We start from the raw sequence: 24,171 nt of genomic DNA on the forward strand, positions 1-24,171 counted from the left end.
CCATGACGGCGACGGAGGGGCTGCTGGTGCCGCCGGGTCAGGGCCGGGTCGTCCAGACGCCGGCCCAGCACGTCACCTTCAAGGTGACCGGTTCGCACTCGCGCATGGCGTCCGCCTTCGAGGTGATCGTGCCCCCGGGCTTCGACGTGGGCGCCCATGTGCACACCCGCAGCGAGGAGTTGTTCTACGTCCTCGAAGGCGAGCTGGACGTCCTCGCCTTCGAGCCGCGGGTGCGCACGCCCGACTCCTGGCAGCGCTGGGAGTCGGGGTCGGGCAACCGGGTGGTACGGGCGACACCGGGCACCGTGATCGTCGTACCGCCGGGGTGTCCGCACGCGTTCGCGAACCCGACGGACGAGCCCGCGAAGATGTTCTTCCAGGCGTCCCCGCCGCCGGATCACGAGCGCTACTTCGAGGAGTTGCTGGAGATTCTGGGCAACGGGGGCCCGCCGGACCACGCGGCGATCGAGGAACTGCGGGCGAGGTACGACATCGAGCAGCTGACGCCGCTGAGACACCGGTGAGACACCGGTGAGACACCGGAGACCGGGCCCGCCGTCCAGGGGCGCGGGGAACGGCGTGACCTGACGCGAAGGCCGACGGCACGCACCGTACCCGCGCCCCGGGGGCGCTACCGGATCGGCATCCCCGACAGGGTCCGCGCGATCACCAGCCGCTGGATCTCACTGGTGCCCTCGAAGATCGTGTAGATCGCGGCGTCCCGGTGCATCCGCTCCACCGGGTACTCCCGCGTGTAGCCGTTGCCGCCGAGGATCTGGACCGCCTGGGCCGTGACCTGCTTCGCCGTCTCGCTGGCGAACAGCTTCGACATCGAGCCCTCGGCCGCGGTGAACTGCTTCCCGTTGACCGCCATCCAGGACGCACGCCACACCAGCAGACGCGCCGCGTCGATGGACGTGCGCATGTCCGCCAGCTGGAAGGCCACGCCCTGGTTGTCGATGATCGGCCGCCCGAACTGCTCGCGCGTCTTCGCGTAGTCGAGGGCGACCTCGTACGCGGCCCGTGCCGTACCGACGGCCATCGCGCCCACGGCCGGCCGGGAGGCCTCGAACGTGGCCATCGCCGCGTTCTTCACCCGCTCGCCGCCAGCCCTGGCCCGCTCACGGGCCCGCGCCAGCCGCTCGTCCAGCTTCTCCTTGCCGCCGAGCAGGCAGGACCCGGGGACGCGCACGTTGTCGAGGACGACCTCGGCGGTGTGCGAGGCGCGGATGCCGTGCTTCTTGAACTTCTGCCCCTGGGAGAGGCCGGGCGTGCCGGGCGGGACGATGAAGGACGCGTGGCCCTTGGAGCCCAGCTCCGGGTCGACGACCGCGACGACGACGTGGACGTTGGCGATGCCGCCGTTGGTGGCCCAGGTCTTGGTGCCGTTGATCACCCACTCGTCCGTGGCCTCGTCGTACACGGCGCGCGTGCGCATGGAGGCCACGTCGGAGCCGGCGTCGGGCTCGGAGGAGCAGAACGCGGCGACCTTGACATCGTTGGCGTCGCCGTACATCTGGGGGATCCAGGTGCCGATCTGCTCCTCGGTGCCGTTGGCGAGGACGCCGACGGCGGCCAGTCCGGTGCCGACGATCGAGAGGGCGATGCCGGCGTCCCCCCAGAACAGCTCTTCCATGGCCATCGGGATGCCGAGGCCCGTGGGGTCGAAGTACTGCTGGGCGTAGAAGTCCAGCGAGTAGATGCCGACCTTGGCGGCCTCCTGGATGACCGGCCAGGGAGTCTCCTCACGCTCGTCCCATTCGGCGGCCGCGGGGCGGATGACGTCGGCGGCGAAGCCGTGCAGCCAGTCCCGGACCTCCTTCTGTTCGTCGTTGAGCTCCATGGTGAACTCGGCCATGTCCCCTCCAGGGCGACGCACGTGCGTGTTACTTACGGTAACGAGAGTCTGTTACCCGCGGGTAGGAAAAGTCAACTCCTGACGGCTGTCCGTCCGCCCGTTCGAAGCCGGGGGCATGCTGGGTGTTAGTTTGCGCAGGCGTTACCTAATCAGCACGGGTGGGGAGAGCACATGGACACCACGCAGCGGACCGATCAGCAGCGGTCCGCCGACCGCCGCCGGCGTGAGCTGCTGGAGGCCGCGGACAGAGTGGTGCTGCGTGACGGCCCGCAGGCCTCGATGAACGCCATCGCCGCCGAGGCCGGCATCACGAAGCCGATCCTTTATCGCCACTTCGGCGACAAGGGCGGACTTTACGCGGCCTTGGCCAAGCGGCACACGGACGCGCTGCTCGACTCGCTCCGCGCCGCACTGGACGCACCGGCGGAACGGCGGGAGCGGGTCGAGGCGACCCTGGACACGTATCTGGCGGCGATCGAGGCGCGGCCTCAGGTGTACCGCTTCCTGATGCACCCGGCGGACGGGGGGCAGGTCGGCGATCCGGGGTTCGACGTCGGCAAGCACAGCGTGCCGCTGCTGCGCAGGATGGGCGAGGAGCTGGCGCAGGTCATCGAGGACCGGGTGGACCTCGGACCCGGGGGTCAGCAGCTGGCTCGGGTGTGGGGGCACGGGATCGTCGGGATGATGCATGCGGCGGGCGACTGGTGGCTGGGCGAACGGCCGTGCAGCCGGGCGGAGTTGGTGCGGAGTCTGGCCGACCTGCTGTGGGGGCGGCTCGCCGCCGCGGGCGACAAGGTCGGGGGTCCCGGGTTCTGACGGCTGCCGTCCGGCTGCGGACCGGTGGGGTGCTTCGCGCAGTTCTGCGCGCCCCTGAGGGGCGGACGCCTCACCTGCGCCAGGAAGCCCGCGCCGCTTGCCGCATCAGCCTTCCGTGACGCCAGCCACGCACGCGGTCCGCGTACACCGTGCCCGCCACGTGGTCGCACTCGTGTTGCAAGCACCTGGCAAAGAATCCCGTGCCGTCGACGGTGACCGGCTCGCCCGTCGCCGTGAAGCCCTCGACCACCGCGTGGTCGTGGCGTTCCGTGCCCGCCTCCAGGCCCGGCAGCGACAGACAGCCCTCCGGGCCGCGGATCACGATGCCGTCCGCCGCGACCAGGCGGGGGTTGACCACGTGGCCGACGTGTCGCACGTCGTCGTCGTCCGGGCAGTCGTACACGAACACCCGCAAGGGCTCGCCGATCTGGTTCGCCGCCAGGCCGACGCCCTGCGCCGCGTACATGGTGGCGAACAAGTCCTCCACGAGACGGGCCAGTTCCGGGCCGAAGTCGGTGACCTCCTCGCAGGGGGCGTGCAGAACGTCGTCACCGAGCAGGGTGAGGGGCCGGACGCGCCCGCGGGCGCCCGGGATCGGACCGTGTCGCATGACGGCAAGGGTACGGTCCTCCCTGTCACGCGAACGTCGCGCGGGCGCCGCGGTTCGGGAGTGCGAAGGGATCTCGATAGGCTGAGGTCCACACCACGTTGCCGGAGGCAGAGGCGCGGCGCGTACGCAAGGAGGATCGAGAACTGATGGCAGGCAACTCGGACCCGCTCTCGCCGCGGGCCAAGATCGCCGTGACCGCGGGCAAGGCGGTAGCGGCGGCGTCGCGCGCCGCGGGGCGCGGCAGCGGTTCGGTGATCGGCGGCCGGGTGGCACTCAAACTCGACCCCGACCTCCTCGCCCGGCTCGCCCAGAACCTGGACGTGACCCTGGTCTCGGCGACCAACGGCAAGACGACCACCACCCGGCTGATCGCCGAGGCGCTGCGCGCCGCGGGTCCGGTCGTCTCCAACGCGCTCGGCGCCAACATGCCCGCCGGCATCACCTCGGCGCTCGCGGGCAGCTCGGACGCGCGCTTCGGCGTCATCGAGGTCGACGAGAAGTACCTCGCCGGCGTCGCCCGGGACACCGACCCCAAGTGCATCGCCCTGCTGAACCTCTCCCGCGACCAGCTCGACCGCGCCGCCGAGACCCGGATGCTCGCCGAGAACTGGCGGGAGGGTCTGGCCGGTTGCAAGGCCGTCATCGTGGCCAACGCGGACGACCCGCTGGTGGTGTGGGCCGCGTCCTCCTCCCCGAACGTGATCTGGGTCGCCGCCGGACAGATGTGGAAGGACGACGCCTGGTCCTGCCCGTCCTGCGGCGGTGTGATGCAGCGCCCCGGCGACGACTGGTTCTGCGGCGAGTGCGGCTTCCGCCGGCCGACCCCGAGCTGGGCGCTGTCCGGGGACCACGTCCTCGATCCGCACGGGTCCGCCTGGCCGATCCACCTCCAGCTGCCGGGCCGCGCCAACAAGGCCAACGCCGCCTCCTCGGCCGCCGTCGCCGCCGTCTTCGGGGTGCCGCCGCAGGTCGCCCTGGAACGCATGTACCAGGTGCAGGCGGTCGCCGGGCGGTACGACGTGGTGCAGTTCATGCAGCGCGACCTCAGGCTGCTGCTCGCGAAGAACCCGGCCGGCTGGCTCGAGACGTTCAGCCTGATCGACCCGCCGCCGACCCCGGTGATCCTCTCGGTGAACGCGCGCGGCGCGGACGGCACCGACACCTCCTGGCTGTGGGACGTCGACTACACCCGGCTGACCGGCCACCCGATCTGCGTCGTCGGCGACCGCAAGCTGGACCTCGCGGTGCGGCTGGAGGTCGCCAACCAGCACTTCCAGGTGTGCGACACCCTCGACCAGGCCGTCCAGGCGTGCCCCCCGGGGCGGATCGAGGTCATCGCCAACTACACCGCCTTCCAGGACCTGCGCCGCCGCGTCGGCAACTGAGCACCGGACTTCAGGGGACTTTTGTGAGCGACAACCAACTGCGGATCGTCTGGATCTATCCCGACCTGCTCAGCACCTACGGCGACCAGGGCAACGTCCTCGTGGTGGAGCGCCGGGCCCGCCAGCGCCGCCTCGACGTGGCCCGGCTCGACGTGCGCAGCGACCAGCCGATCCCGACCTCCGGCGACATCTACCTGATCGGCGGCGGCGAGGACCGGCCGCAGCGGCTCGCGGCCGAGCGGCTGCGCCGGGACGGCGGTCTGTACCGCGCCGTGGAGAACGGCGCGATCGTCTTCTCGGTGTGCGCCGGCTACCAGATCCTCGGCCACGAGTTCGTCAACGACCTCGGCCAGCGCGAGCCCGGCCTCGGCCTGCTCGACGTGGTCTCGGTGCGCGGCGAGGGCGACCGGTGCGTCGGCGACGTCCTCGGCGACATCGACGCGCGCCTGGGCCTGCCCCCGCTGACCGGCTTCGAGAACCACCAGGGCGTCACCCACCTCGGCCCGACCGCCCGCCCGCTCGCCAAGGTCCGCTTCGGCAACGGCAACGGGACCGGTGACGGCACCGAGGGGGCGTACAACGACACGGTGTTCGGTACGTACATGCACGGTCCCGTGCTCGCGCGCAACCCGCTGATCGCCGACCTGCTGCTGAAGCTGGCGCTGGACGTCAACGCGCTGCCGCCCACCGACGACCGGTGGTACGAGGCGCTCCGCAGCGAGCGGATCGCCTCCGCGCAGCAGCCTGCGTGAGACGTGCGGCCGCCGCCTCCGGGCGCGCCCGAGGGACACCTCGGGCGCGCCCGTCGCGCGCTTCAGGGGGACTGGACAGGCGCGCTAGTACCGTCCGGCAGAGTCTTCACCAAGCCCGCCTGACGCCTCGTCCGCTCACTTGTGCGGCCGCGTCCACCAGGCGGACGCCTGCTACGGAGCCACCCCCAGACGCCGATAAGGTGACCGGGTCCAGCCGGACAGCGCGGTCCGGTCCCCGGCCCACGTGGAGAAGGTATTTCGGGCTATGCGCATTGGTGTCCTCACGTCCGGCGGCGACTGCCCCGGCCTGAACGCGGTCATCCGGTCCGTCGTACACCGTGCCGTCGCCGACCACGGCGACGAGGTCATCGGTTTCCGGGACGGCTGGAAGGGCCTCCTGGAGTGCGACTACCTCAAGCTCGACCTGGACGCGGTGAGCGGCATCCTCGCTCGCGGCGGCACCATCCTCGGCTCCTCCCGGGTCCAGCCCTCGCATCTGCGGGACGGTGTGGAGCGGGCCCGGGGCCACCTCCAGGAGCTCGGCCTCGACGCGGTCATCCCGATCGGCGGCGAGGGCACGCTCAAGGCGGCCCGGCTGATGTCGGACGCCGGTCTGCCCATCGTGGGCGTGCCGAAGACCATCGACAACGACATCGCGGTCACCGACGTCACCTTCGGCTTCGACACGGCCGTGGGGGTGGCGACCGAGGCCCTGGACCGGCTCAAGACCACCGCCGAGTCCCACCAGCGCGTCCTGGTCGTGGAGGTCATGGGCCGCCACACCGGCTGGATAGCGCTGCATTCCGGCATGGCGGCCGGCGCCCACGCCATCGTCGTCCCGGAGCGGCCCTTCGACATCGAGGAGCTGGCCCGCAGGGTCGGCGAGCGGTTCCAGGCGGGCAAGCGGTTCGCGATCGTCGTCGCGGCGGAGGGCGCCAAGCCGGTGCCGGGCACCATGGCCTTCGACGAGGGCGGCAAGGACGTCTACGGGCACGAGCGGTTCGCGGGGATCGCGCGGCAGCTCTCCGTCGAGTTGGAGGAGCGGCTCGGCAAGGAGGCGCGGCCGGTGATCCTCGGGCATGTGCAGCGGGGCGGGACGCCCACCGCCTACGACCGGGTGCTGGCCACGCGGTTCGGGTGGCACGCGGTGGAGGCCGTGCACCGGGGCGAGTTCGGCAGGATGACGGCTCTGCGGGGGACGGACATCGTGATGGTGTCCCTGGCAAAGGCCGTGGAGACGCTGAAGACGGTTCCCGCGGACCGGTACGCGGAAGCGGAGTGCGTGCTCTAGCCGGCACCCTCTCGGCTCTGGCTGTACCGCCCCCGGTCGCAGGCGCGACCGGGGGCGGTTCTAGTCTGGGGGCGGACAGACACGTACAACCCCACGCATCAGGAGCCGGGCGGAATGGATCACAGCGGGCACGGCATGACCATGGACCTGCCGCCGTTCACGCTGGGGCGAGGACTTCAGTGGTCGGCCGACCCCTTCTTCCTCGTGGCCTGCCTGCTCGGGCTCGCGCTGTACGGGTGGGGCGTCGTGCGGCTGCGGCGGCGCGGGGACGCGTGGCCGGTGGGCCGGACGATCGCGTACGTCACCGGGGTGCTGAGCATCGCACTCGTGATGTGCACCGGGCTGAACGACTACGGCATGGTCATGTTCAGCGTGCACATGGTGCAGCACATGGTGATCAGCATGCTGTCGCCCATCCTGCTCCTGCTGGGCGCCCCGATCACGCTGGCGCTGCGCGCGCTGCCCACGGCGGGGCGCGGCCGCAAGGGGCCGCGGGAAGTGCTGCTGATGTTCCTGCACAGCCATTACATGCGGATCATCACCCACCCGGCGTTCACCATCCCGCTCTTCATCGCGAGCCTGTACGCGCTGTACTTCACGCCGATCTTCGACTTCCTGATGGGGTCCAAGACGGGGCACGTCGCGATGATGGTGCACTTCCTCGCCGTCGGCGTGGTCTTCTTCTGGCCGATCATGGGAGTGGACCCGGGTCCCAACCGCCCCGGCTATCTGATGCGGATGCTGGAACTGTTCGCCGGCATGCCCTTCCACGCCTTCTTCGGCATCGCGCTCATGATGGCGTCCGAGCCGATGGTCGGGACGTTCAAGAACCCGCCCGCCTCCCTCGGTATCGACGCGCTCTCGGACCAGAACGCGGCCGGCGGTATCGCCTGGGCGTTCAGTGAGATTCCGTCCGTGCTGGTGCTGATCGCACTGCTGTTCCAGTGGTACAGGTCCGAACAGCGGCAGGCCCGGCGCACGGACCGGGCCGCCGACCGGGACGGCGACAAGGAACTCGAGGCATACAACGCCTATTTGGCCTCATTGAACGCACGCGGGCGTTGAACGGCTTCTCATTCAGTAGCATGAGGCGCGTTGGGGGAACCGCAAGGGGGAGCGGTGATGACGCGTCACGCATGTATGCAAAGGCCCGCGAGAAAGATTGCGGGTCTGCTGGTTTTCGTTCTTGTCCTGAGCGGGTGTGACAGGCAAGCGCCCTTGTTGGTGGTGAAGGCGGTCGCCGCGGGCGTGCCCTCCCTGGCCCCGTTCTTCGACGAGAGCAGCGGACTCGGCACAGATGCCCAGGTCCGGTCGCGGCCCGTGCGGGGCGGGCTCCGGCAGGGCGACACACCGGGCCTGTACGGGGGCTCGAAGCAGCCGACGGTCTGTGACGTCGAGCGGCTCGAACAGTTTCTCGCGGATCCTTCGAACGAGCGGAAGGCCGGGGCATGGGCCCGCGCGCTGGACATCACCACCGACGGGATCCCGGATTATCTGGAACGGCTCACCCCTGTTCTGCTGCGTCACGACACCCTCGTGAAGAATCACGACTACAAGAAGGGAAAGGCAGTCCCTTACCACTCCCTTCTCCAGGCCGGAATCGCCATTCTCGTGGATCAGCGGGGACTTCCTGCCGTGAAGTGCTCATGCGGAAATCCGCTGCGGCCTTTCGAGGGGGACACGAGCCGGATCTCCGTCGAGTTCGAGGACGGCAACAAAAAGTGGCAGGGATACGACCGTTCCTCGGTGGTGGCCGTGCGGCCCGCCTCCCGGACCCTGGCACGGCTCGCCCTGGTCGACGTCGAGGAGCCCGCGCGGGGCATCAGCCGGCCGGTCGGCACGGCGGGCGAGGACGACGCCGTGTTCGACACACGGCAGCGGCGTGCGGTGCCGGACCTCGCGGGGACCACGTTCGGGCAGGCGAGCCGGCGACTGGCCGACACGGGGCTGGCGGCCGGCCACGACGGGACGGGGCTGCCGCCGGACGGGGCGAAGGTCACGGCGACCGACCCGCGGGCGGGGACCGAGCTGCGGTTCGGGCAGTACGTGACGCTGACCGTGGCCGGGGGCCACTCCGGGGCTCCGCCCGGGGACACCTCGGGCGACGGGGGCGACACGTCGGGCGACACCTCCGGTGGGACGACCGCTCCCCCGGCGTCCGGGCCCTCCGGCCCGTCGGCGTCGGCGTCGACGTCGGCGCCGCCGCCGTCCGGGAGCGGGCCGGGAGCTTCTCCGTCCGCGCCCTCGTCCGGTGCCTCGTCCGGTGCCTCGTCCGGTACGCCGCCCGGATCGGATCCGCCGGTGCCGAGTCCACCGCCCGATGCCGGGCCGCCGTCGTCGGCGGACCCCGCCCCCGGTTCCGGGCCGGCCTCGCCCGCGTCGGACACGGCGCCCGCCTCCGATCCTCCGGCCGGCGCGCCGCCGCAGGTGACGAGCGTGCCGCCGGAGGTCAGCGGCGCGCCCCCGACCGGCGACCCGGTCAGCAGCAGCGCACCCCCTCCGCCGAGCGACCCGGTCACCAGTGACCCGGTCACCGGCGAACCCGGCGAACCCGCGAGCAGCGCACCCGCGAGCAGCGCGCCGGCCATGAGCGTCAGGGCACGCGGTGGGCCGGTGCCCGGCGAGCCGACCGTCGGCGCGCGTACGTAGCGCCTCCGCAGAACCCGGGAGTCACCGGATGCCCTCAGGATCACCGACGTCGGGAGTGGGCCGGGTCGTCGCCGGCCGCTATGTGCTGCTGGACCGGCTCGGCAGCGGCGGGATGGGCCATGTGTGGCTCGCCCACGACCAGAGACTCGCCTGCGAGGTCGCGCTCAAGGAGATCGTGTTCCGCGACCCGGCCGAGGCCGGTCACGAGCGGGAGGCGCGGGTCGCCCGGGCCCGTGCGGAGGCCCGGCACGCGGCCGGGCTGCGCGGCCATCCGCATGTGGTGACCGTGCACGACGTGCTGGAGCACGAGGGGCTGCCGTGGATCGTCATGGAGCACGTGGCGGGCGCCGTGGACCTGCGCGATCTGGTCGAGACGCGCGGGCCGCTGGCCCCGGCCGAGTGCGCCCGCGTCGGGCTGGCCGTGCTCGACGCGCTGACCGCCGGGCACGAGCGGGGTGTGCTGCACCGGGACGTGAAACCGGCGAACATCCTGCTGGCGCCGGACCGCACGGGAGCGCCGTACGGACGGGTCCTGCTCATGGACTACGGCATCTCCGTGCGGCCGGACGCCGGTGAGACGCGGTACACACGGGCGTCCGTGCTCGTGGGCACGGCGGGGTATCTGGCGCCCGAGCGCGCCACGGGCGGGGCGCCCACCCCGGCCGCCGACCTGTTCTCGCTGGGCTGCACCCTCTATCACGCGGTGGAGGGTCTGGGGCCCTTCGAACGGGAGTCGCACCTCGCCGAGATCACCGCGGTGGTGATGGAGGAGCCACGGCCGACCGAGCAGGCCGGGGCGCTGGGGCCCGTCCTCGGGGCCCTGCTGGCGAAGGACCCCGACCGGCGGCTGACGGCGGCGGAGACCGAGGCCGCGCTGTCGCGGATCGTCGCCCCGCAGCCGGAGGCGTACGCCCGCACCCGGACCGACCTGGGGTCGCAGCCTCCCTGGGCGGGGGCGCCCGCGCCGCCGGGGGATCCGCAGGGGTACGGGCCGTCCGGGTCCGGGCCGGCCGCGGAGCCGTTCGCGCCGCCGCACGTCCTCGGGCCACCCCCGCCGACCACGGCCGAGCCGGGCCGGCGGCGGCGTGAGCGGTCGCCCGCGCTGCGGGCCGTCGTCGCCTGCGGGCTCGGGCTGGCGCTCGCGCTGGGCGGGGTCTGGTACGCCATCGCCGACCGGTCCGGTGACGGGACCGGGCCGCCGTACGGGGAGGCGGTCGGGCTGGCGAAGCCGCTGCGGCAGGGCGACTGCGTGCTCGCCGACTGGGCGGGCGCCGCCCGTTTCCAGGGCGTGCCCCGGCTGGCGCTGGATCCCACCTGCGCGGACCAGGTGCCGGACGGACAGGTGCTGGCCCTCGTGGAGGCGGCGTCGGCGGACGAGGCGCGACGGCTGGGGCCGGCCCGGTGCGAGGAGCGGACGCGGGAGGTCCGGGAGAAGCTCGCCGATGTGCGCGCGCTCGCCGTGGTGCCGACCGACGAGGGGTTCCGGGCGGCCGGGCGGCGCACCGCCTGTCTGGTGCTGGGCGCGCACGGGCCGGTCCACGGGCCGCTGGACGGCCACCGGAAGCCCGGCTCGGCCTTCGCGGACACGGCGACCATGCAGAAGCGGGACTGTCTGGACGTCCGCTCCAACCGGGACGCCCGGCTGGTGTCCTGCGCCGGGCCGCACGACGAGGAGGTGCTCGGGTTCACCCGGCTGGGTGCCGAGGTCACGCTCGCCGAGGCGCGTACGGAGTCGGACGTGGCGTGCGGGCGTGAGGTGCCGCCGGGCGACTACGGGTTCGACCCGTCGGTGTACACGGCGGGCTCCTGGACGAGCGAGGGGCCCTGGAAGAACGGCACACATTTCGTCGTGTGCACCGTGCGGAGGCAGAACGGGGGCACCATGGAGGGAGACGGACCATGAGGAGGGTGTCGCGATGCCCGGTTCCACGGACAGCTCGACGAAGACGATGGGGGTGCTCACCGTCGGCGGACTCGTCGCGGTGACCGCCTACACGGTGGCGCTCGGCAGCAACGGCTGGCTGTGGTTCGGCTGGGTCGTGCTGGGGCTGCTCACCCTCGCGATGGTGGCCACCCGCGGCACGTGACGAGGCCGCCACGAGCAGCCCGGGACCGCCGGGCACGGCGGCCGGCCGCCGGATGCGGCGGGGACCCGCCGGATGTGGCGGGGACGGCCTCGGGCGTCGCGGATGTCCGTCAGGCGCCGGTAAGGCGGCTCGCGGAGTGCACTCCCGGCTGGTACTTCGGCAGCCGGGCGGTGATCTTCATGCCGGCGCCGACGGCGGTCTCGATGACGAGGCCGTAGTCGTCCCCGTACACCTGGCGGAGCCGGTCGTCGACGTTGGACAGTCCGATCCCGCCGGACGGGCTGACCTCGCCCGCGAGGATGCGGCGCAGCAGGGCGGGGTCCATGCCCGCGCCGTCGTCCTCGATGACGACGAGGGCCTCGGCGCCGGCGTCCTGTGCGGTGATGCTGATGTGGCTCTTGCCGGCGAGCACCGCCTTGCCCTCCAGGCCGTGCTTGACGGCGTTCTCGACGAGCGGCTGGAGGCAGAGGAACGGCAGGGCCACCGGCAGCACCTCGGGGGCGATCTGCAGGGTGACCGAAAGGCGGTCGCCGAAGCGTGCCCGGACGAGCGCCAGGTAGTGGTCGATGGCGTGGAGTTCGTCGGCCAGCGTGGTGAAGTCGCCGTGTCTGCGGAACGAGTAGCGGGTGAAGTCGGCGAACTCCAGGAGCAGTTCGCGGGCGCGTTCGGGGTCGGTGCGGACGAACGAGGCGATCACCGCGAGCGAGTTGAAGATGAAGTGCGGGGAGATCTGGGCGCGCAGGGCCTTGATCTCGGCCTCGATGAGGCGGGTGCGGGACTGGTCGAGGTCGGCGAGTTCGAGCTGCACGGACACCCAGCGGGCGACCTCTCCGGCCGCCCGGACCAGGACCGCGGACTCGCGCGGCGCGCAGGCGACCAGGGCGCCGTGGACGCGGTCGTCGACGGTGAGCGGGGTGACCACCGCCCAGCGCACCGGGCAGTCGGGCGTGTCGCACGTGAGCCGGAAGGCCTCGCCGCGGCCGGTCTCCAGGGGCCCGGCGAGGCGTTCCATGATCTCGGCGCGGTGGTGGCCGCCCACGCCGTCCCAGACCAGGACCTCCTCCTGGTCGGTCAGACACAGCGCGTCGGTGCCGAGCAGGGTGCGCAGCCGGCGGGCCGACTTGCGCGCGGTCTCCTCCGTGAGGCCCGCCCGCAGCGGGGGCGCGGCGAGGGAGGCGGTGTGCAGGGTCTCGAAGGTGGCGTGCTCGACGGGCGTGCCGAGTCCGCCGAGGTTCTGCGGGCGGGCGGTGCGCCGGCCGAGCCAGAAGCCGGCGGCCAGCAGCGGGAGGATCGCCACGCACAGTCCGGCCAGGAACCCGCTCATGCCTTCACCTCCGCCCGCAGTTCCTCCGGCAGGTGGAAGCGGGCCAGGATCGCCGCCGTCCCCGCCGGCACCCGCCCGGCCGTCGCCAGGGACACCAGCACCATGGTGAGGAACGCCAGCGGCACCGACCAGAGCGCGGGCCAGGCGAGCAGGGCGTGCAGCGGGCCGGTGCCCGGGAAGCCCGCCATGGTCGCGGCCACGGCGGCGAACGCGCAGCCGCCGCCGACCAGCATGCCCGCCGCCGCGCCCGGCGGGGTCAGCCGCCGCCACCAGATGCCGAGGACGAGCAGCGGGCAGAAGGAGGAGGCCGACACGGCGAAGGCCAGTCCCACCGCGTCCGCGACGGGCAGTCCGCCGGCCAGAACGCTCGCGGCGAGCGGTACGGCCATGGCGAGCACCGTGCCCAGCCGGAAGTGCCGTACCCCGCGCGAGGGCAGCACGTCCTGGGTGAGCACGCCCGCGACCGCCATGGTCAGCCCGGAGGCCGTGGACAGGAACGCGGCGAAGGCCCCGCCCGCGATCAGCGCGCCGAGCAGGTCACCGCCGAGGCCGCCGATGACCCGCTCGGGCAGCAGCAGGACGGCGGCGTCCGCGTCGCCGGTCAGGGTGAGCTCGGGGGCGTAGAGCCGGCCGAGCGCGCCGTAGACGGGCGGCAGCAGGTAGAAGCCGCCGATCAGGGCGAGCACGACGACCGTGGTGCGGCGGGCGGCGACGCCGTGCGGGCTGGTGTAAAAGCGGACGACGACGTGCGGCAGGCCCATGGTGCCGAGGAAGGTGGCGAGGATCAGTCCGTACGTGGCGTACAGCGGGCGTTCCTCGCGGCCCGCGGCGAGGGAGGTCGACATGCCGCCGTTGCTGCCGCGGTCGGCGGCCGGGACGGCCGCGCCCCGCTCGAAGGCGAGGCGGGTGCCCTGTTCGACGCGGTGGGTGCCGGCGGGCAGCCGGAGCCGCTCGTCGTCGTACGGGCGGCCGTCGACCGTGCCGCTCACCGTGACCGTGAGGGGGGCGGCCAGCTTGAGGTCGAGGCCGGCGTCGACGCGGACGGTCCGCTGCTCGCGGAAGGTGGCCGGTTCCTCGAAGGCGTGCCGGGGTGCCCCGTCGCCCTGCCAGGCGAGCACCAGGAAGAGGGCGGGGACGAGCAGGGCGGTGAGTTTGAGCCAGTACTGGAAGGCCTGCACGAAGGTGATGCTGCGCATGCCGCCGGCGGCGACGGTGGCGACCACGACGGCCGCCACGATCACTCCGCCGAGCCATCCGGGCGCCCCGGTCAGCACGGTCAGCGTCAGCCCGGCACCCTGGAGCTGGGGCAGCAGGTAGAGCCAGCCGACACCGACGACGAAGGCGCCCGCGAGCCGCCGTACCGCCTGGGAGGCGAGCCGGGCCTCGGCGAAGTCGGGCAGCGTGTAGGCGCCGGAGCGGCGCAGCGGGGCGGCGACGAACAGGAGCAGGACCAGATAGCCGGCGGTGTAGCCGACCGGGTACCAGAGCATGTCGGGGCCCTGCACCAGGACCAGGCCGGCGATGCCGAGGAAGGAGGCGGCGGAGAGGTACTCGCCGCTGATGGCGGCCGCGTTGAGGCGGGGGCCGACGGTGCGGGAGGCGACGTAGAAGTCGGAGGTGGTGCGGGAGATGCGCAGGCCGAAGGCGCCGACGAGGACGGTGGCGACGACGACCAGGGCGACGGCGGGGACCGCGTAGTTCGAGTTCATCCGGCTCAGTTCACCGGTCTTCGACGAGGCGCACGAAGTCCCGCTCGTTGCGTTCGGCCCGGCGCACGTACCAGCGGGCGAGCAGGACCAGCGGGGCGTAGAGGCCGAAGCCGAGGACGGCCCACTCCAGGCGGCGGGCGTCCGGCAGCGCGGCGAACAGCAGCGGGAGCGGGCCGATGAGCAGGCCGAGGACCGCGAACACCGCGAGGGCGGCACGCAGTTGGGTGCGCATCAGGGAGCGGACGTAGGTGTGGCCGAGGGTGGTCTGTTCGTCGATCTCGGTGCGCGGGCGGTAATAACCGGAGACGCGGCGGACGCGGCGGGGCGGGCCGATGACGACGACCCGGCGTTCGGTGGGGTTCTGCGGCACGTCACGACCTCCTCATCAGCAGGTCCCGCAGCTCGCGGGCGTGGCGGCGGCTGACCTGGAGTTCCTCGGAGCCGACCAGGACACTCACCGTGCCCGCGTCCAGCCTCAGCTCGCCGATGTGGCGCAGGGCGACCAGGTGGCGGCGGTGGATGCGGACGAAGCCGCGGGAACGCCAGCGCTCCTCCAGAGCGGACAGCGGGATGCGGACGAGATGGCTGCCCCGGTCGGTGTGGAGGCGGGCGTAGTCGCCCTGGGCCTCGACGTGCGTGATGTCGTCGACGGAGACGAAACGGGTGACGCCGCCGAGTTCGACGGGTATGTGGTCGGGGTCGGGCTCGTGGACGGGTATGCGGGGGCCGGAGTCGCTGCGTTCGGCGGCCCGCCGGACGGCCTCCGCGAGCCGTTCCTTGCGCACGGGTTTGAGCACGTAGTCGACGGCCTTGAGGTCGAAGGCCTGGACGGCGAAGTCCTCGTGCGCGGTGACGAACACGACCAGCGGCGGCTTGGCGAACCCGGTGAGCAGGCGGGCGAGGTCCAGTCCGTCGAGGCCGGGCATGTGGATGTCGAGGAAGACGACGTCGATCGCCTCGGGCCCGTCCGGGCCCGACTCCAGCGCGCGGTTGATCCGGCGCAGGGCCTCGGTCGCGTCACCGGCGCCCTCCGCGCTGCCGATGCGGGGGTCTGCGTTCAGGAGGTAGAGCAGTTCCTCCAGCGAGGGGCGTTCGTCGTCGACAGCCAGGGCGCGCAGCATGAAGGTGGAGTGTAGGAGTAATTCGTACGCCTGGACATCTGCCGGGGTGCGGACCTCGGCGTCGGGCGAGGCACCCGCGGGGGCTGGGTACAGTGCCCGGATGAACAGCAGGCCCACGCCGTTCGACGAGCTCGACCGGAAGATCCTCACCGCGCTGATGGCGAACGCCAGGAGCAGCTTCGCCGAGATCGGCGCAGTGGTCGGGCTCTCCGCGACGGCGGTCAAGCGGCGGGTGGACCGGCTGCGCGACTCCGGCGTGATCACCGGGTTCACGGCCACGGTGCGGCCGTCGGCGCTGGGCTGGCGTACGGAGGCGTACGTGGAGGTGTACTGCGAGGGTGCGGCACCGCCCCGGCGGCTCGCGGAGGTGGTCCGCAACCATCCGGAGATCACCGCGGCGATGACGGTGACCGGCGGGGCGGACGCGCTGCTGCATGTGCGGGCGCGGGATGTCGAGCACTTCGAGGAGGTGCTGGAGCGGATCCGCGTGGAGCCGTTCATCCGGAAGACGATCAGCGTGATGGTGCTGTCCCACCTCCTCCCGGAGAGCCCGGAGGCGGGCGCCAACCAGATCGCGCCGGAGCAAGCGCCGGAGCAGGCGCCGGGGCACGCAGCGGACGTGCGCTGAAAGGGCGGTAGACGCAGTGTTCCTGCGTGAACACGCACTTCCTGTTCCTTGTCGGCCGTGTGCGGCACTTCCTACGGTGGTGTCACCCCTCATCGACACCGCAGGAAGCGGAGGAACCCCTCTGTGACCGATTCCCGTGTGCCGCGCCGACGGCGTTTCCTCGTCTGCGAACCCAGACACTTCGCCGTGCAGTACGCGATCAACCCCTGGATGCATCCCGACACCCGCGTCGACGTCGACCTCGCCCAGGAGCAGTGGCAGACACTGATCCGCGCCTACCGGGCGCACGGGCACACCGTCGACATCGTGGAGCCGGTCCCCGGTCTCCCGGACATGGTCTTCGCCGCGAACTCGGCGGTCGTCGTCGACGGCCGGGTCTTCGGCTCCCTCTTCCGCGCGCCCGAGCGTCGCCCCGAGTCCACGCACTACGAGACGTGGTTCAGGACGGCGGGCTACGACGTCCACCGTCCCGGCTCCGTCTGCGAGGGCGAGGGCGACCTGGTGTGGACGGGCCGGTACATGCTGGCCGGCACCGGGTTCCGGACGGCCCGTTCGGCGCACCGCGAGGTCCAGGAGTTCTTCGGCCACCCGGTGATCAGCCTGACGCTGGTGGACCCGTATTTCTACCACCTGGACACGGCCCTGTTCGTCCTGCACGACGGGCACGACGGGCACGACGGGCACGACGGGCACGACGGAAACATCGTGTACTACCCGGAGGCGTTCTCGCCGGGCAGCCGGGAGGTGCTCGCGCGGCTGTACCCGGACGCGGTGCCGGCCACCCGTGACGACGCGATGACGTTCGGCCTGAACTCCGTCTCCGACGGGCGCCATGTCTTCATCGCCCCGCGGGCGGAAGCCCTCGCCTCCCGCCTCACCGACCGCGGCTATGTCCCCGTCCCCGTCGACCTCTCGGAGTTCCAGAAGGCCGGCGGAGGCATCAAGTGCTGCACCCAGGAGATCCGCTCATGACAGCTCCCGTCCGTGTTCCTGTCCGTACGCGCACCTCCGCCGGCCTGATCCGCGCCGAGGAGCCGGTGCTGGCGCACAACTACCACCCGCTGCCCGTGGTCGTCGCCCGTGCCGAGGGCGTCTGGGTGGAGGACGTCGAGGGCCGCCGCTACCTCGACCTGCTGGCCGGTTACTCGGCCCTCAACTTCGGCCACCGGCACCCCGCGCTGGTCGAGGCGGCGCACGCGCAGCTCGACCGCCTCACCCTCACCTCACGCGCCTTCCACAACGACCGGCTCGCCGAATTCGCCGAGCGGCTCGCGGAGTTGACGGGGCTGGACATGGTGCTGCCCATGAACACCGGCGCGGAGGCGGTGGAGAGCGGGATCAAGGTGGCCCGCAAGTGGGCGTACGAGGTGAAGGGCGTGCCCGCCGACCGCGCGACGATCGTGGTCGCGGCGGACAACTTCCACGGCCGGACGACGACGATCGTGTCGTTCTCCACGGACGAGACGGCACGGGCGGGCTTCGGGCCGTTCACGCCCGGCTTCCGGATCGTGCCGTACAACGACCTGGCCGCGCTGGAGGCGGCGGTCGACGAGACGACGGCCGCGGTGCTCATCGAGCCCATCCAGGGCGAGGCGGGTGTGGTCATCCCGGACGAGGGCTATCTGACCGGCGTGCGTGAGCTGACCCGCCGCGCGGGGTGCCTGTTCATCGCGGACGAGATCCAGTCGGGCCTCGGCCGCACGGGCCGGACGCTGGCCGTCGAGCACGAGTCGGTCGTGCCCGACGTCCTGCTCCTGGGCAAGGCGCTCGGTGGCGGCATCGTCCCGGTGTCCGCGGTGGTCGCCCGCCGGGACGTGCTGGGTGTCCTGCGGCCGGGCGAGCACGGGTCGACGTTCGGCGGCAATCCGCTCGCCGCCGCGGTCGGCACGGCGGTGGTCGAGCTGCTGGAGACGGGTGAGTTCCAGCGCCGGGCCGCCGAGCTGGGCACGGTGCTCCGCGACGGGCTGACCGCGCTGGCCGGCAAGGGAGTCGTCGGGTTCCGGGCGCGCGGGCTGTGGGCGGGCGTCGACGTGGACCCGGCCGTCGGCACGGGCCGCGAGATCGGCGAGCGCCTGCTCCGGGAGGGCGTCCTGGCCAAGGACACCCACGGCTCGACCATCCGCCTGGCCCCACCGCTGACGATCACCGAGGAGGAGCTCACGACGGCACTGGGGGCACTGGAGCGGGTCCTGACCCGGGGCTGACCCCCCGACGCCGGCCGGGGCTGCCCGACGCGGGCTCCTCCCCTGCTCCGGCCGGCACTGCCCGACACCGCGTGTCCGACACCGGCCGGCACTGTCCGACGCCGCGTGTCCGACACCGGCCGGGACTGCCCGCGTCAGGTGTCCGACGCCGGCCGGGACTGCCCGCGCCGCATTTCCGACACCGGCCGACACGCGAACCGCCGGCCGGAGCAACCGGACCCCACTCCGTGAGGTGAGGGAGGGCACGGTCTGCGGGGGCGGCCTCGCGCGGGGGCAGCCTCGGCTCGGGGGCGGGCCGGGCTCGGGGGCGGGCTGGGCGGTGCCCGAACGGTCCGCCGAGGCGCGGATCGAGCCGACGGTGCCCGAGCAGCCCGCCGAGGCACGCGTCGAGGCGGTGATGCCCGAGCAGTCCACCGAGGCGCGGAGCCAGCCGATGGCGCCCGAGCGGTCCATCGAGGGCGGTCGTGCCCACCCCGGGCATACGGCCGGCCTCGGTGCCAGGGCCGACGGCGCCCGAGCAGCCCACCGGGGGCGGTCGTGCCCGCCCCGGGCATACGGCCGGCCTCGGTGCCAGGGCCGGTGGTGCCCGAGCAGCCCGCCGAGGGCGGTCGTGCCCGCTCCGGGTGTACGGCCGGCCTTGGTGCCAGGGCGGGTGGGCCGGCCGGTCCGTGCGGGAGGAGGCCTTCGTGGGGGGGCCGCCGTCGGGGGCGGAGTGGTCCGGTCGGCCGTCGCCTCGGTGTCGTGGGGCCGCGCGGTCCGGTCGTCGAGGGGCAAGATTGAGTCAAGTAGTGGTAGACCACTCTCAGCGACAGAGAGGTCGGCCGTGGGCACAGACGAGGAGCACGACGTTGCCCGTCGGCGGTTCGACGTGGCCGACGCCGCGCCCCTGCTGCTCGACGCGGCGGGGGTGGTGACGAGCTGGAGCGCCGAGGCGCAGCGGCTGCTGGCGTACCCGGCCGCCGAGGTGGTGGGCACCCGCCTGGCCGACCTGGTGGCCGCCGAGGACGCCGGGCGGGTGCCGGAGCTGGTCGAGCGGTGGCGCAGGGACGGCGGCTGGGCGGGGCTGCTGTGGGTGCGGCGCGGCGACGGGACGCCGGTCAGGGTCATGGCGCGGATCGCCGCCGCCGAGGAGGCCCGCGGCCCCTCGCGCTGGCTGGTGCTGCTGTCCGGGATGGCCGACGCCCCCGGCTGGAACATGCACCGCACGGTGCTGGAGCAGATGGTCGCCCGCTCCCCCATCGGCATCGCCGTCGTGGACACGGACCTGCGGTTCGTGTGGTCGAACGACGCCCTGGCCCGGTTCGGCGGCGGACCGCCGCAGGGGCGGCTCGGCCTGCGGCTGGCGGACGTGCAGCCGGGCCTGGACTCCGAGGCCGTGGAGGCGCAGATGCGGCACGTGCTGGCGACCGGGGAGACGGTCGTCGGCTACGAGCACGTCGGGCACGTTCGGTCCGCGCCGCACCGCGAGACCGCGCACGTGCTGTCGTTCACCCGGCTCGAGGACGAGCGGGGTCACCCGATGGGCGTCTACTACACCGTCGTGGACATCACCGCCCGGCACCGCGCCCGGCAGCGGCTGGCCCTGCTCGACCGGGCCGGCGAACAGATCGGCCGCAGCCTGGACATCGTGCGGACCGCGCAGGAACTGGCCGACGTGGCCGTGCCGGCGTTCGCCGACCTCGTCATCGTGGACCTGCTGGAGTCGGTGCTGCGGGGAGCGGAGCCGGCGCCCGGCCCGTGGGACGGATCGGGGCCGGTGCGGCTGCGGCGGGCGGGACGGCAGTCGGCGGACCCCGACGTGACCCGGACCGTCGGCATCGGCGACGACATCGTGTACCCGCCCGGCTCGCCCCCGATCCGCTGTCTGGCCAAGGGCCGCTCCTGGCGCGGGGAGCGCCTCGACCCGCTCGCCCCGGAGTGGGGCACCGACTCCCCCGCCGGCCCGGAGAGGACCTTCCTGGACCTTGGCCTGCACAGCGTGCTGGTGGTGCCGGTCCGGGCCCGGGGTGTCACCCTCGGCGTCACCACGTTCTTCCGGCGGCGCCACCAGGAGCCCTTCGACGAGGACGACCTGCACCTGGCCGAGGATCTCGTGTCACGGGCGGCCGTGTGCGTGGACAACGCCCGCCGCTACACCCGAGAACGGGACGCCGCCCTGGTCCTGCAGCGCAATCTGCTCCCGCACCGGCTGCCCGAGCAGTGCGCGGTGGAGGTGGCCGCCTGCTATCGGCCGGCCGACGAGCTGACCGGCCTCGGCGGCGACTGGTACGACCTGATCCCGCTGTCCGGCTCGCGCGTCGCCCTGGTGGTGGGCGAGGTCCCGGGCCACGGCATCGGCGCCGCCGCCGCTATGGGCGGGCTGCGGACCGCCGTACGGACGCTCGCGGCGCTGGATCTGCCGCCCGAGGAGGTGCTCGCCCACCTCGACGACCTGGTGGCGACGGCGGCCCGGGAGGAGGGCGTCGGGCAGGACCCCGGCGGAGCCGACAGCACGTGGGCCGTGGGCTCCGGGTGTCTCTACGTCATCTACGACCCCGTCGACGGGCAGTGCGTGATGGCGGCCGCGGGCCATCCCGCGCCCGCCGTGGTGCTGCCCGACGGCGGCGTCATGTTCGTCGACCTGCCGCAGGGGCCGCCGCTCGGCGCGGGCGGACCGCCCTTCCAGTCGGTCGAGGTGGCCCTGGCGGAGGGCAGCACGCTGGCCCTGCACACCGACGGTCTGCTGGCCGGCGGGTCCGGCCGGGCCGTCGACGCGGACCGGGAGCGGCTGCGCCGGGCTCTGGAGCAGGAGGCGGGCTCGCTCGAGCTGCGCTGCCGGAGTGTGGTCGAGGCGCTGGTCCCGGACCGTCCGCACGACGACGTGGCCCTGCTGATGGCCCGTACCCGGCTCCTCGGCGGCGACCAGGTCGCGGACTGGGACCTGCCCGGCGACCCGGCCGTCGTCGCGGAGGCGCGCAAGGCGGCGGCCCGGCAGCTCACCGAGTGGGACCTGGAGGAGCTGGCCTTCACCACGGAGCTGGTGGTCAGCGAACTGGTCACCAACGCCATCCGGCACGCCACCGGCCCCGTCCGGCTGCGTCTGATCAGGGAGCGGACGCTGATCTGCGAGGTGTTCGACGGCGGCGCCACCGCCCCGCACCTGCGGCATCCGCGCACCACGGACGAGGGCGGGCGGGGGCTGCTGCTGGTCTCCCAGTTCACCCAGCGGTGGGGCACCCGTTTCGCCCCCGAGGGGAAGATCATCTGGGCGGAGCAGTCCCTGACGGATCCACCGGTATGACCTCGGGCCCCGCATACCGTGGGCACAGGCACAGGCACAGGCGCTGGACGTACCGGGCCGGTACTCGCCTGTCCCGGCTCGCCGGCTCCCACGCCGGGCACCGCGAGGCGGATTGCGAGACCTTCGCGGACGCCGTCCTGCTGGACCCGCTGCCTCCGGGGGCGCGACCGACGACACCGCACTCGTCATCGTGCGGCTGTGCGGAGGAGCCGCTGTGAGGAAAGCCGCTGAGCGGGAACCGGTCAGGGGGAACCAGTCAGGGGAACCCGTGAGGGGGAAGGGCCTGGTGGGATCCGGTGAGCGGCAGCGACCCGGTGGGAGCCCCGGTCGGGACAGGTCCTCAACAGGCCCTGGTGCGGGTCCGGGTGGCCGACCGGACCCGGTTCCCCCGATTCCCTCGTGCCCCTAAACTGGCAGCCCCGCAACACGCCGGTTGACCTGCTGGAACGCGGCGGCCCGGCCGATCCGCCGGAGTGAGGAGCGACCCGTTGTTCTATTACGTGCTCAAGTACGTGTTGCTGGGCCCCCTGCTGAAACTGGTCTTCCGGCCCCGTATCGAAGGCCTCGAACACGTACCGGACACCGGCCCGGCGATCATCGCGGGCAATCATCTGTCCTTTTCCGACCACTTCCTGATGCCGGCCGTGCTGAAGCGGCGCATCACCTTCCTCGCGAAGGCCGAGTACTTCACCGGCCCCGGCGTCAGGGGCCGGCTGACCGCGGCCTTCTTCCGCAGCGCCGGGCAGATCCCGGTGGACCGGTCCGGCAAGGAGGCGGGGCAGGCCGCCATCCGTGAGGGGCTGGGCGTGCTGAGCAAGGACGAACTGCTCGGCATCTACCCCGAAGGCACCCGCTCCCACGACGGGCGGCTCTACAAGGGCAAGGTGGGCGTCGCGGTGATGGCGCTGAAGGCGCAGGTCCCGGTGGTCCCGTGCGCGATGATCGGTACCTTCGAGGCGCAGCCGCCCGGCAAGCGGATCCCGAACATCCACCCCGTGGTGATCCGCTTCGGCGAGCCCCTGGACTTCTCCCGCTACGCCGGCATGGAGAACGAGAAGGCGATCCTGCGCGCGATCACCGACGAGATCATGTACGCCATCCTGTCGCTGTCCGAGCAGGAGTACGTCGACCAGTACGCGGCCGTGGCGAAGGCCGAGGAGGCCGCCGCGCGCACCGAGCGGGAGCGCAGGTTCCCGCGGCTGCCGTTGCGTTGAGCCTCCGCTGCCGGCGGTCGAGCCTCTGCTGTCGGCGAAGAACCCTGGGTCGCCGGGCTGCCCCGACCGTACGGTCAGGGCATGAGACGTGCTGTGGTGATCGGAGCGACGGGACAGATCGGGCGGGTGGCGGTGGGCGCGCTGGCCCGGGACGGCTGGGAGGTGACGGCCGTCTCCCGGGGCGGCGGACGGGACGCCGGCTGGCCCGAGGACGTACGGGTCGCGCGGGCCGACCGGGAGGACGACGCCGCCCTGGCCGCGGCGGTCGGCGACGGCTGCGACGTGCTGGTGGACATGGTCGCCTTCGGGCCGGCACACGCACGGCAGTTGATCTCGCTGGCCGACCGCGTGGGCTCGGCCGTGGTGATCTCCAGCGTCTCGGTGTACGAGGACGACGAGGGCCGTAACTTCGACACGCAGGACGAGCCGGACGGCTTTCCCCGGTACCCGGTGCCGATCCGGGAGGATCAGCGGACCGTCCGGCCCGGCGACGCCTCGTACAGCACCCGCAAGGCGGGGCTGGAGCGCGATCTGCTCGCCGCGGGCGACCGGCTGCCGGCCACGCTGCTGCGGGCCGGCGCGATCCACGGACCGCACTGCCGGACCCCGCGCGAGCTGTACTTCGTCAAACGCAACCTGGACGGCCGGCCGCGGCGCGTTCTCTCCTACGGCGGCGAGAGCCGGTTCCACCCGGCGAGCGTCCACACCCTCGCGGAGCTGATCCGGCTGGCCGCCGCGCGGCCGGGCACCCGGGCGCTCAACGCCGTGGACCCGGACGCGCCGACCGTGGCCGAGATCGCCCGGGCGATCGACGCGGTGATGGGCGTGGAGCGGGAGAGCGTCCTGGTGGACGGCCCGCCGCCCGCGCCCACGGTGGGGGCGACGCCGTGGTCGGTGCCGATGCCCGTGGTCTGCGACATGAGCGCCGCCGAACGGGAGTTGGGCTACCGTCCGGTGGCCCCGTACGCCCGGACCCTGCCGGACACCGTCGCGTGGATCGAGCGGCAGCTGGCCGGACGGGACTGGCGTCAGGCCTGTCCGAAGATGTTCCAGGCGTACGGCGACCTCTTCGACTACGCGGCGGAGGACGCGTACCTGGAGACGCGGAACGTGTAGCGAGGGGAAGGGGGGCGGCCGTCGGTGACGGCCGCCCGCGATGTACAACCAACGCGACTGCCAGGGAGTGGTGCACTACACCTTCCGCGGCAGCCAGGAGAGCAGGGCACCCTTCGGCTGGCAGAGC

General features: G+C 72.9%; 22 protein-coding genes. 16 read left to right on the top strand and 6 right to left on the bottom strand.

What is annotated here, in order from left to right:
- The first annotated feature begins 2 nt into the window (after positions 1-2).
- Positions 3-524: a cupin domain-containing protein gene (locus tag ACWD0J_RS31940; protein WP_451499337.1), complete on the top strand. Its 522-nt coding sequence runs from the start codon at positions 3-5 to the stop codon at positions 522-524.
- A gap of 107 nt (positions 525-631) precedes the next feature.
- Here ACWD0J_RS31940 and ACWD0J_RS31945 read toward each other — a convergent pair whose 3' ends face one another.
- Complete coding sequence (locus ACWD0J_RS31945) at positions 632-1,858, bottom strand: acyl-CoA dehydrogenase family protein (protein ID WP_451499338.1); 1,227 nt, start codon at positions 1,856-1,858, stop codon at positions 632-634.
- Between the two features lie 171 nt (positions 1,859-2,029).
- Between ACWD0J_RS31945 and ACWD0J_RS31950 the strand changes: the two genes are divergently transcribed.
- A complete protein-coding gene (locus ACWD0J_RS31950; RefSeq protein ID WP_451499339.1) occupies positions 2,030-2,674 on the top strand; it encodes a TetR family transcriptional regulator in 645 nt (214 codons plus the stop codon).
- A gap of 70 nt (positions 2,675-2,744) precedes the next feature.
- Here ACWD0J_RS31950 and def read toward each other — a convergent pair whose 3' ends face one another.
- Positions 2,745-3,284 carry a peptide deformylase gene (gene def / locus ACWD0J_RS31955; protein ID WP_451499340.1) on the bottom strand — a complete coding sequence of 180 codons (540 nt, stop codon included), beginning with the start codon at positions 3,282-3,284 and terminating at the stop codon, positions 2,745-2,747.
- A gap of 146 nt (positions 3,285-3,430) precedes the next feature.
- On the opposite strand from def, the gene ACWD0J_RS31960 reads away from it, so the two are divergent.
- The 7 genes from ACWD0J_RS31960 to ACWD0J_RS31990 all read left to right on the top strand — a co-directional run bounded on the left by ACWD0J_RS31960 (position 3,431) and on the right by ACWD0J_RS31990 (position 11,448).
- On the top strand, positions 3,431-4,669 hold the full coding sequence (locus ACWD0J_RS31960; RefSeq protein WP_451499341.1) for a MurT ligase domain-containing protein: 1,239 nt from the start codon (positions 3,431-3,433) through the stop codon (positions 4,667-4,669).
- 23 nt (positions 4,670-4,692) lie between these two features.
- The gene (locus ACWD0J_RS31965) at positions 4,693-5,421 is read left to right on the top strand and encodes a type 1 glutamine amidotransferase (RefSeq protein ID WP_451499342.1); all 729 of its coding nucleotides are present in this window, start codon (positions 4,693-4,695) and stop codon (positions 5,419-5,421) included.
- A gap of 265 nt (positions 5,422-5,686) precedes the next feature.
- Entirely contained in the window at positions 5,687-6,712 is a 1,026-nt protein-coding gene (locus ACWD0J_RS31970; RefSeq protein WP_451499343.1) for a 6-phosphofructokinase, read from the top strand.
- Between the two features lie 114 nt (positions 6,713-6,826).
- Entirely contained in the window at positions 6,827-7,777 is a 951-nt protein-coding gene (locus ACWD0J_RS31975; RefSeq protein WP_451499344.1) for a cytochrome c oxidase assembly protein, read from the top strand.
- Between the two features lie 159 nt (positions 7,778-7,936).
- Complete coding sequence (locus ACWD0J_RS31980; RefSeq protein ID WP_451499358.1) at positions 7,937-9,361, top strand: DUF6777 domain-containing protein; 1,425 nt, start codon at positions 7,937-7,939, stop codon at positions 9,359-9,361.
- Between the two features lie 28 nt (positions 9,362-9,389).
- Positions 9,390-11,264: a protein kinase domain-containing protein gene (locus ACWD0J_RS31985; RefSeq protein WP_451499345.1), complete on the top strand. Its 1,875-nt coding sequence runs from the start codon at positions 9,390-9,392 to the stop codon at positions 11,262-11,264.
- A 13-nt stretch (positions 11,265-11,277) separates the two neighbouring features.
- The gene (locus ACWD0J_RS31990; RefSeq protein ID WP_451499346.1) at positions 11,278-11,448 is read left to right on the top strand and encodes a hypothetical protein; all 171 of its coding nucleotides are present in this window, start codon (positions 11,278-11,280) and stop codon (positions 11,446-11,448) included.
- 109 nt (positions 11,449-11,557) lie between these two features.
- On the opposite strand, the gene ACWD0J_RS31995 is transcribed toward ACWD0J_RS31990, so the two are convergent.
- The 4 genes from ACWD0J_RS31995 to ACWD0J_RS32010 are packed head-to-tail and all read right to left on the bottom strand — an operon-like array spanning position 11,558 to position 15,602.
- A complete protein-coding gene (locus ACWD0J_RS31995) occupies positions 11,558-12,772 on the bottom strand; it encodes a sensor histidine kinase (RefSeq protein ID WP_451499347.1) in 1,215 nt (404 codons plus the stop codon).
- Complete coding sequence (locus tag ACWD0J_RS32000) at positions 12,769-14,481, bottom strand: sodium/solute symporter (protein WP_451499348.1); 1,713 nt, start codon at positions 14,479-14,481, stop codon at positions 12,769-12,771. The genes ACWD0J_RS31995 and ACWD0J_RS32000 overlap by 4 nt, the downstream gene beginning before the upstream one ends.
- Before the next feature lie 10 nt (positions 14,482-14,491).
- Positions 14,492-14,851, bottom strand: coding sequence for a hypothetical protein (locus ACWD0J_RS32005; protein WP_451499349.1), 360 nt, complete (start codon positions 14,849-14,851; stop codon positions 14,492-14,494).
- A 1-nt stretch (position 14,852) separates the two neighbouring features.
- On the bottom strand, positions 14,853-15,602 hold the full coding sequence (locus tag ACWD0J_RS32010) for a LytR/AlgR family response regulator transcription factor (RefSeq protein WP_451499350.1): 750 nt from the start codon (positions 15,600-15,602) through the stop codon (positions 14,853-14,855).
- 100 nt (positions 15,603-15,702) lie between these two features.
- On the opposite strand from ACWD0J_RS32010, the gene ACWD0J_RS32015 reads away from it, so the two are divergent.
- The 7 genes from ACWD0J_RS32015 to ACWD0J_RS32045 all read left to right on the top strand — a co-directional run.
- On the top strand, positions 15,703-16,230 hold the full coding sequence (locus ACWD0J_RS32015) for an Lrp/AsnC family transcriptional regulator (RefSeq protein WP_451499351.1): 528 nt from the start codon (positions 15,703-15,705) through the stop codon (positions 16,228-16,230).
- Positions 16,231-16,353: 123 nt separating this feature from the next.
- Positions 16,354-17,202, top strand: coding sequence for a dimethylargininase (gene ddaH, locus ACWD0J_RS32020; protein WP_451499352.1), 849 nt, complete (start codon positions 16,354-16,356; stop codon positions 17,200-17,202).
- Positions 17,199-18,434: an ornithine--oxo-acid transaminase gene (gene rocD, locus ACWD0J_RS32025; protein ID WP_451499353.1), complete on the top strand. Its 1,236-nt coding sequence runs from the start codon at positions 17,199-17,201 to the stop codon at positions 18,432-18,434. Before ddaH ends, rocD begins: the two co-directional genes overlap by 4 nt.
- Before the next feature lie 823 nt (positions 18,435-19,257).
- A complete protein-coding gene (locus ACWD0J_RS32030; protein WP_451499354.1) occupies positions 19,258-21,714 on the top strand; it encodes a SpoIIE family protein phosphatase in 2,457 nt (818 codons plus the stop codon).
- Between the two features lie 488 nt (positions 21,715-22,202).
- The gene (locus ACWD0J_RS32035) at positions 22,203-22,928 is read left to right on the top strand and encodes a lysophospholipid acyltransferase family protein (protein WP_451499355.1); all 726 of its coding nucleotides are present in this window, start codon (positions 22,203-22,205) and stop codon (positions 22,926-22,928) included.
- 81 nt (positions 22,929-23,009) lie between these two features.
- Complete coding sequence (locus tag ACWD0J_RS32040; RefSeq protein ID WP_451499356.1) at positions 23,010-24,044, top strand: NAD-dependent epimerase/dehydratase family protein; 1,035 nt, start codon at positions 23,010-23,012, stop codon at positions 24,042-24,044.
- Between the two features lie 40 nt (positions 24,045-24,084).
- The coding region (locus ACWD0J_RS32045; protein WP_451499359.1) for a hypothetical protein at positions 24,085-24,171 on the top strand (87 nt) is incomplete at its 3' end.

The sequence above is a fragment of the Streptomyces sp. NPDC003011 genome (genome assembly GCF_053591515.1).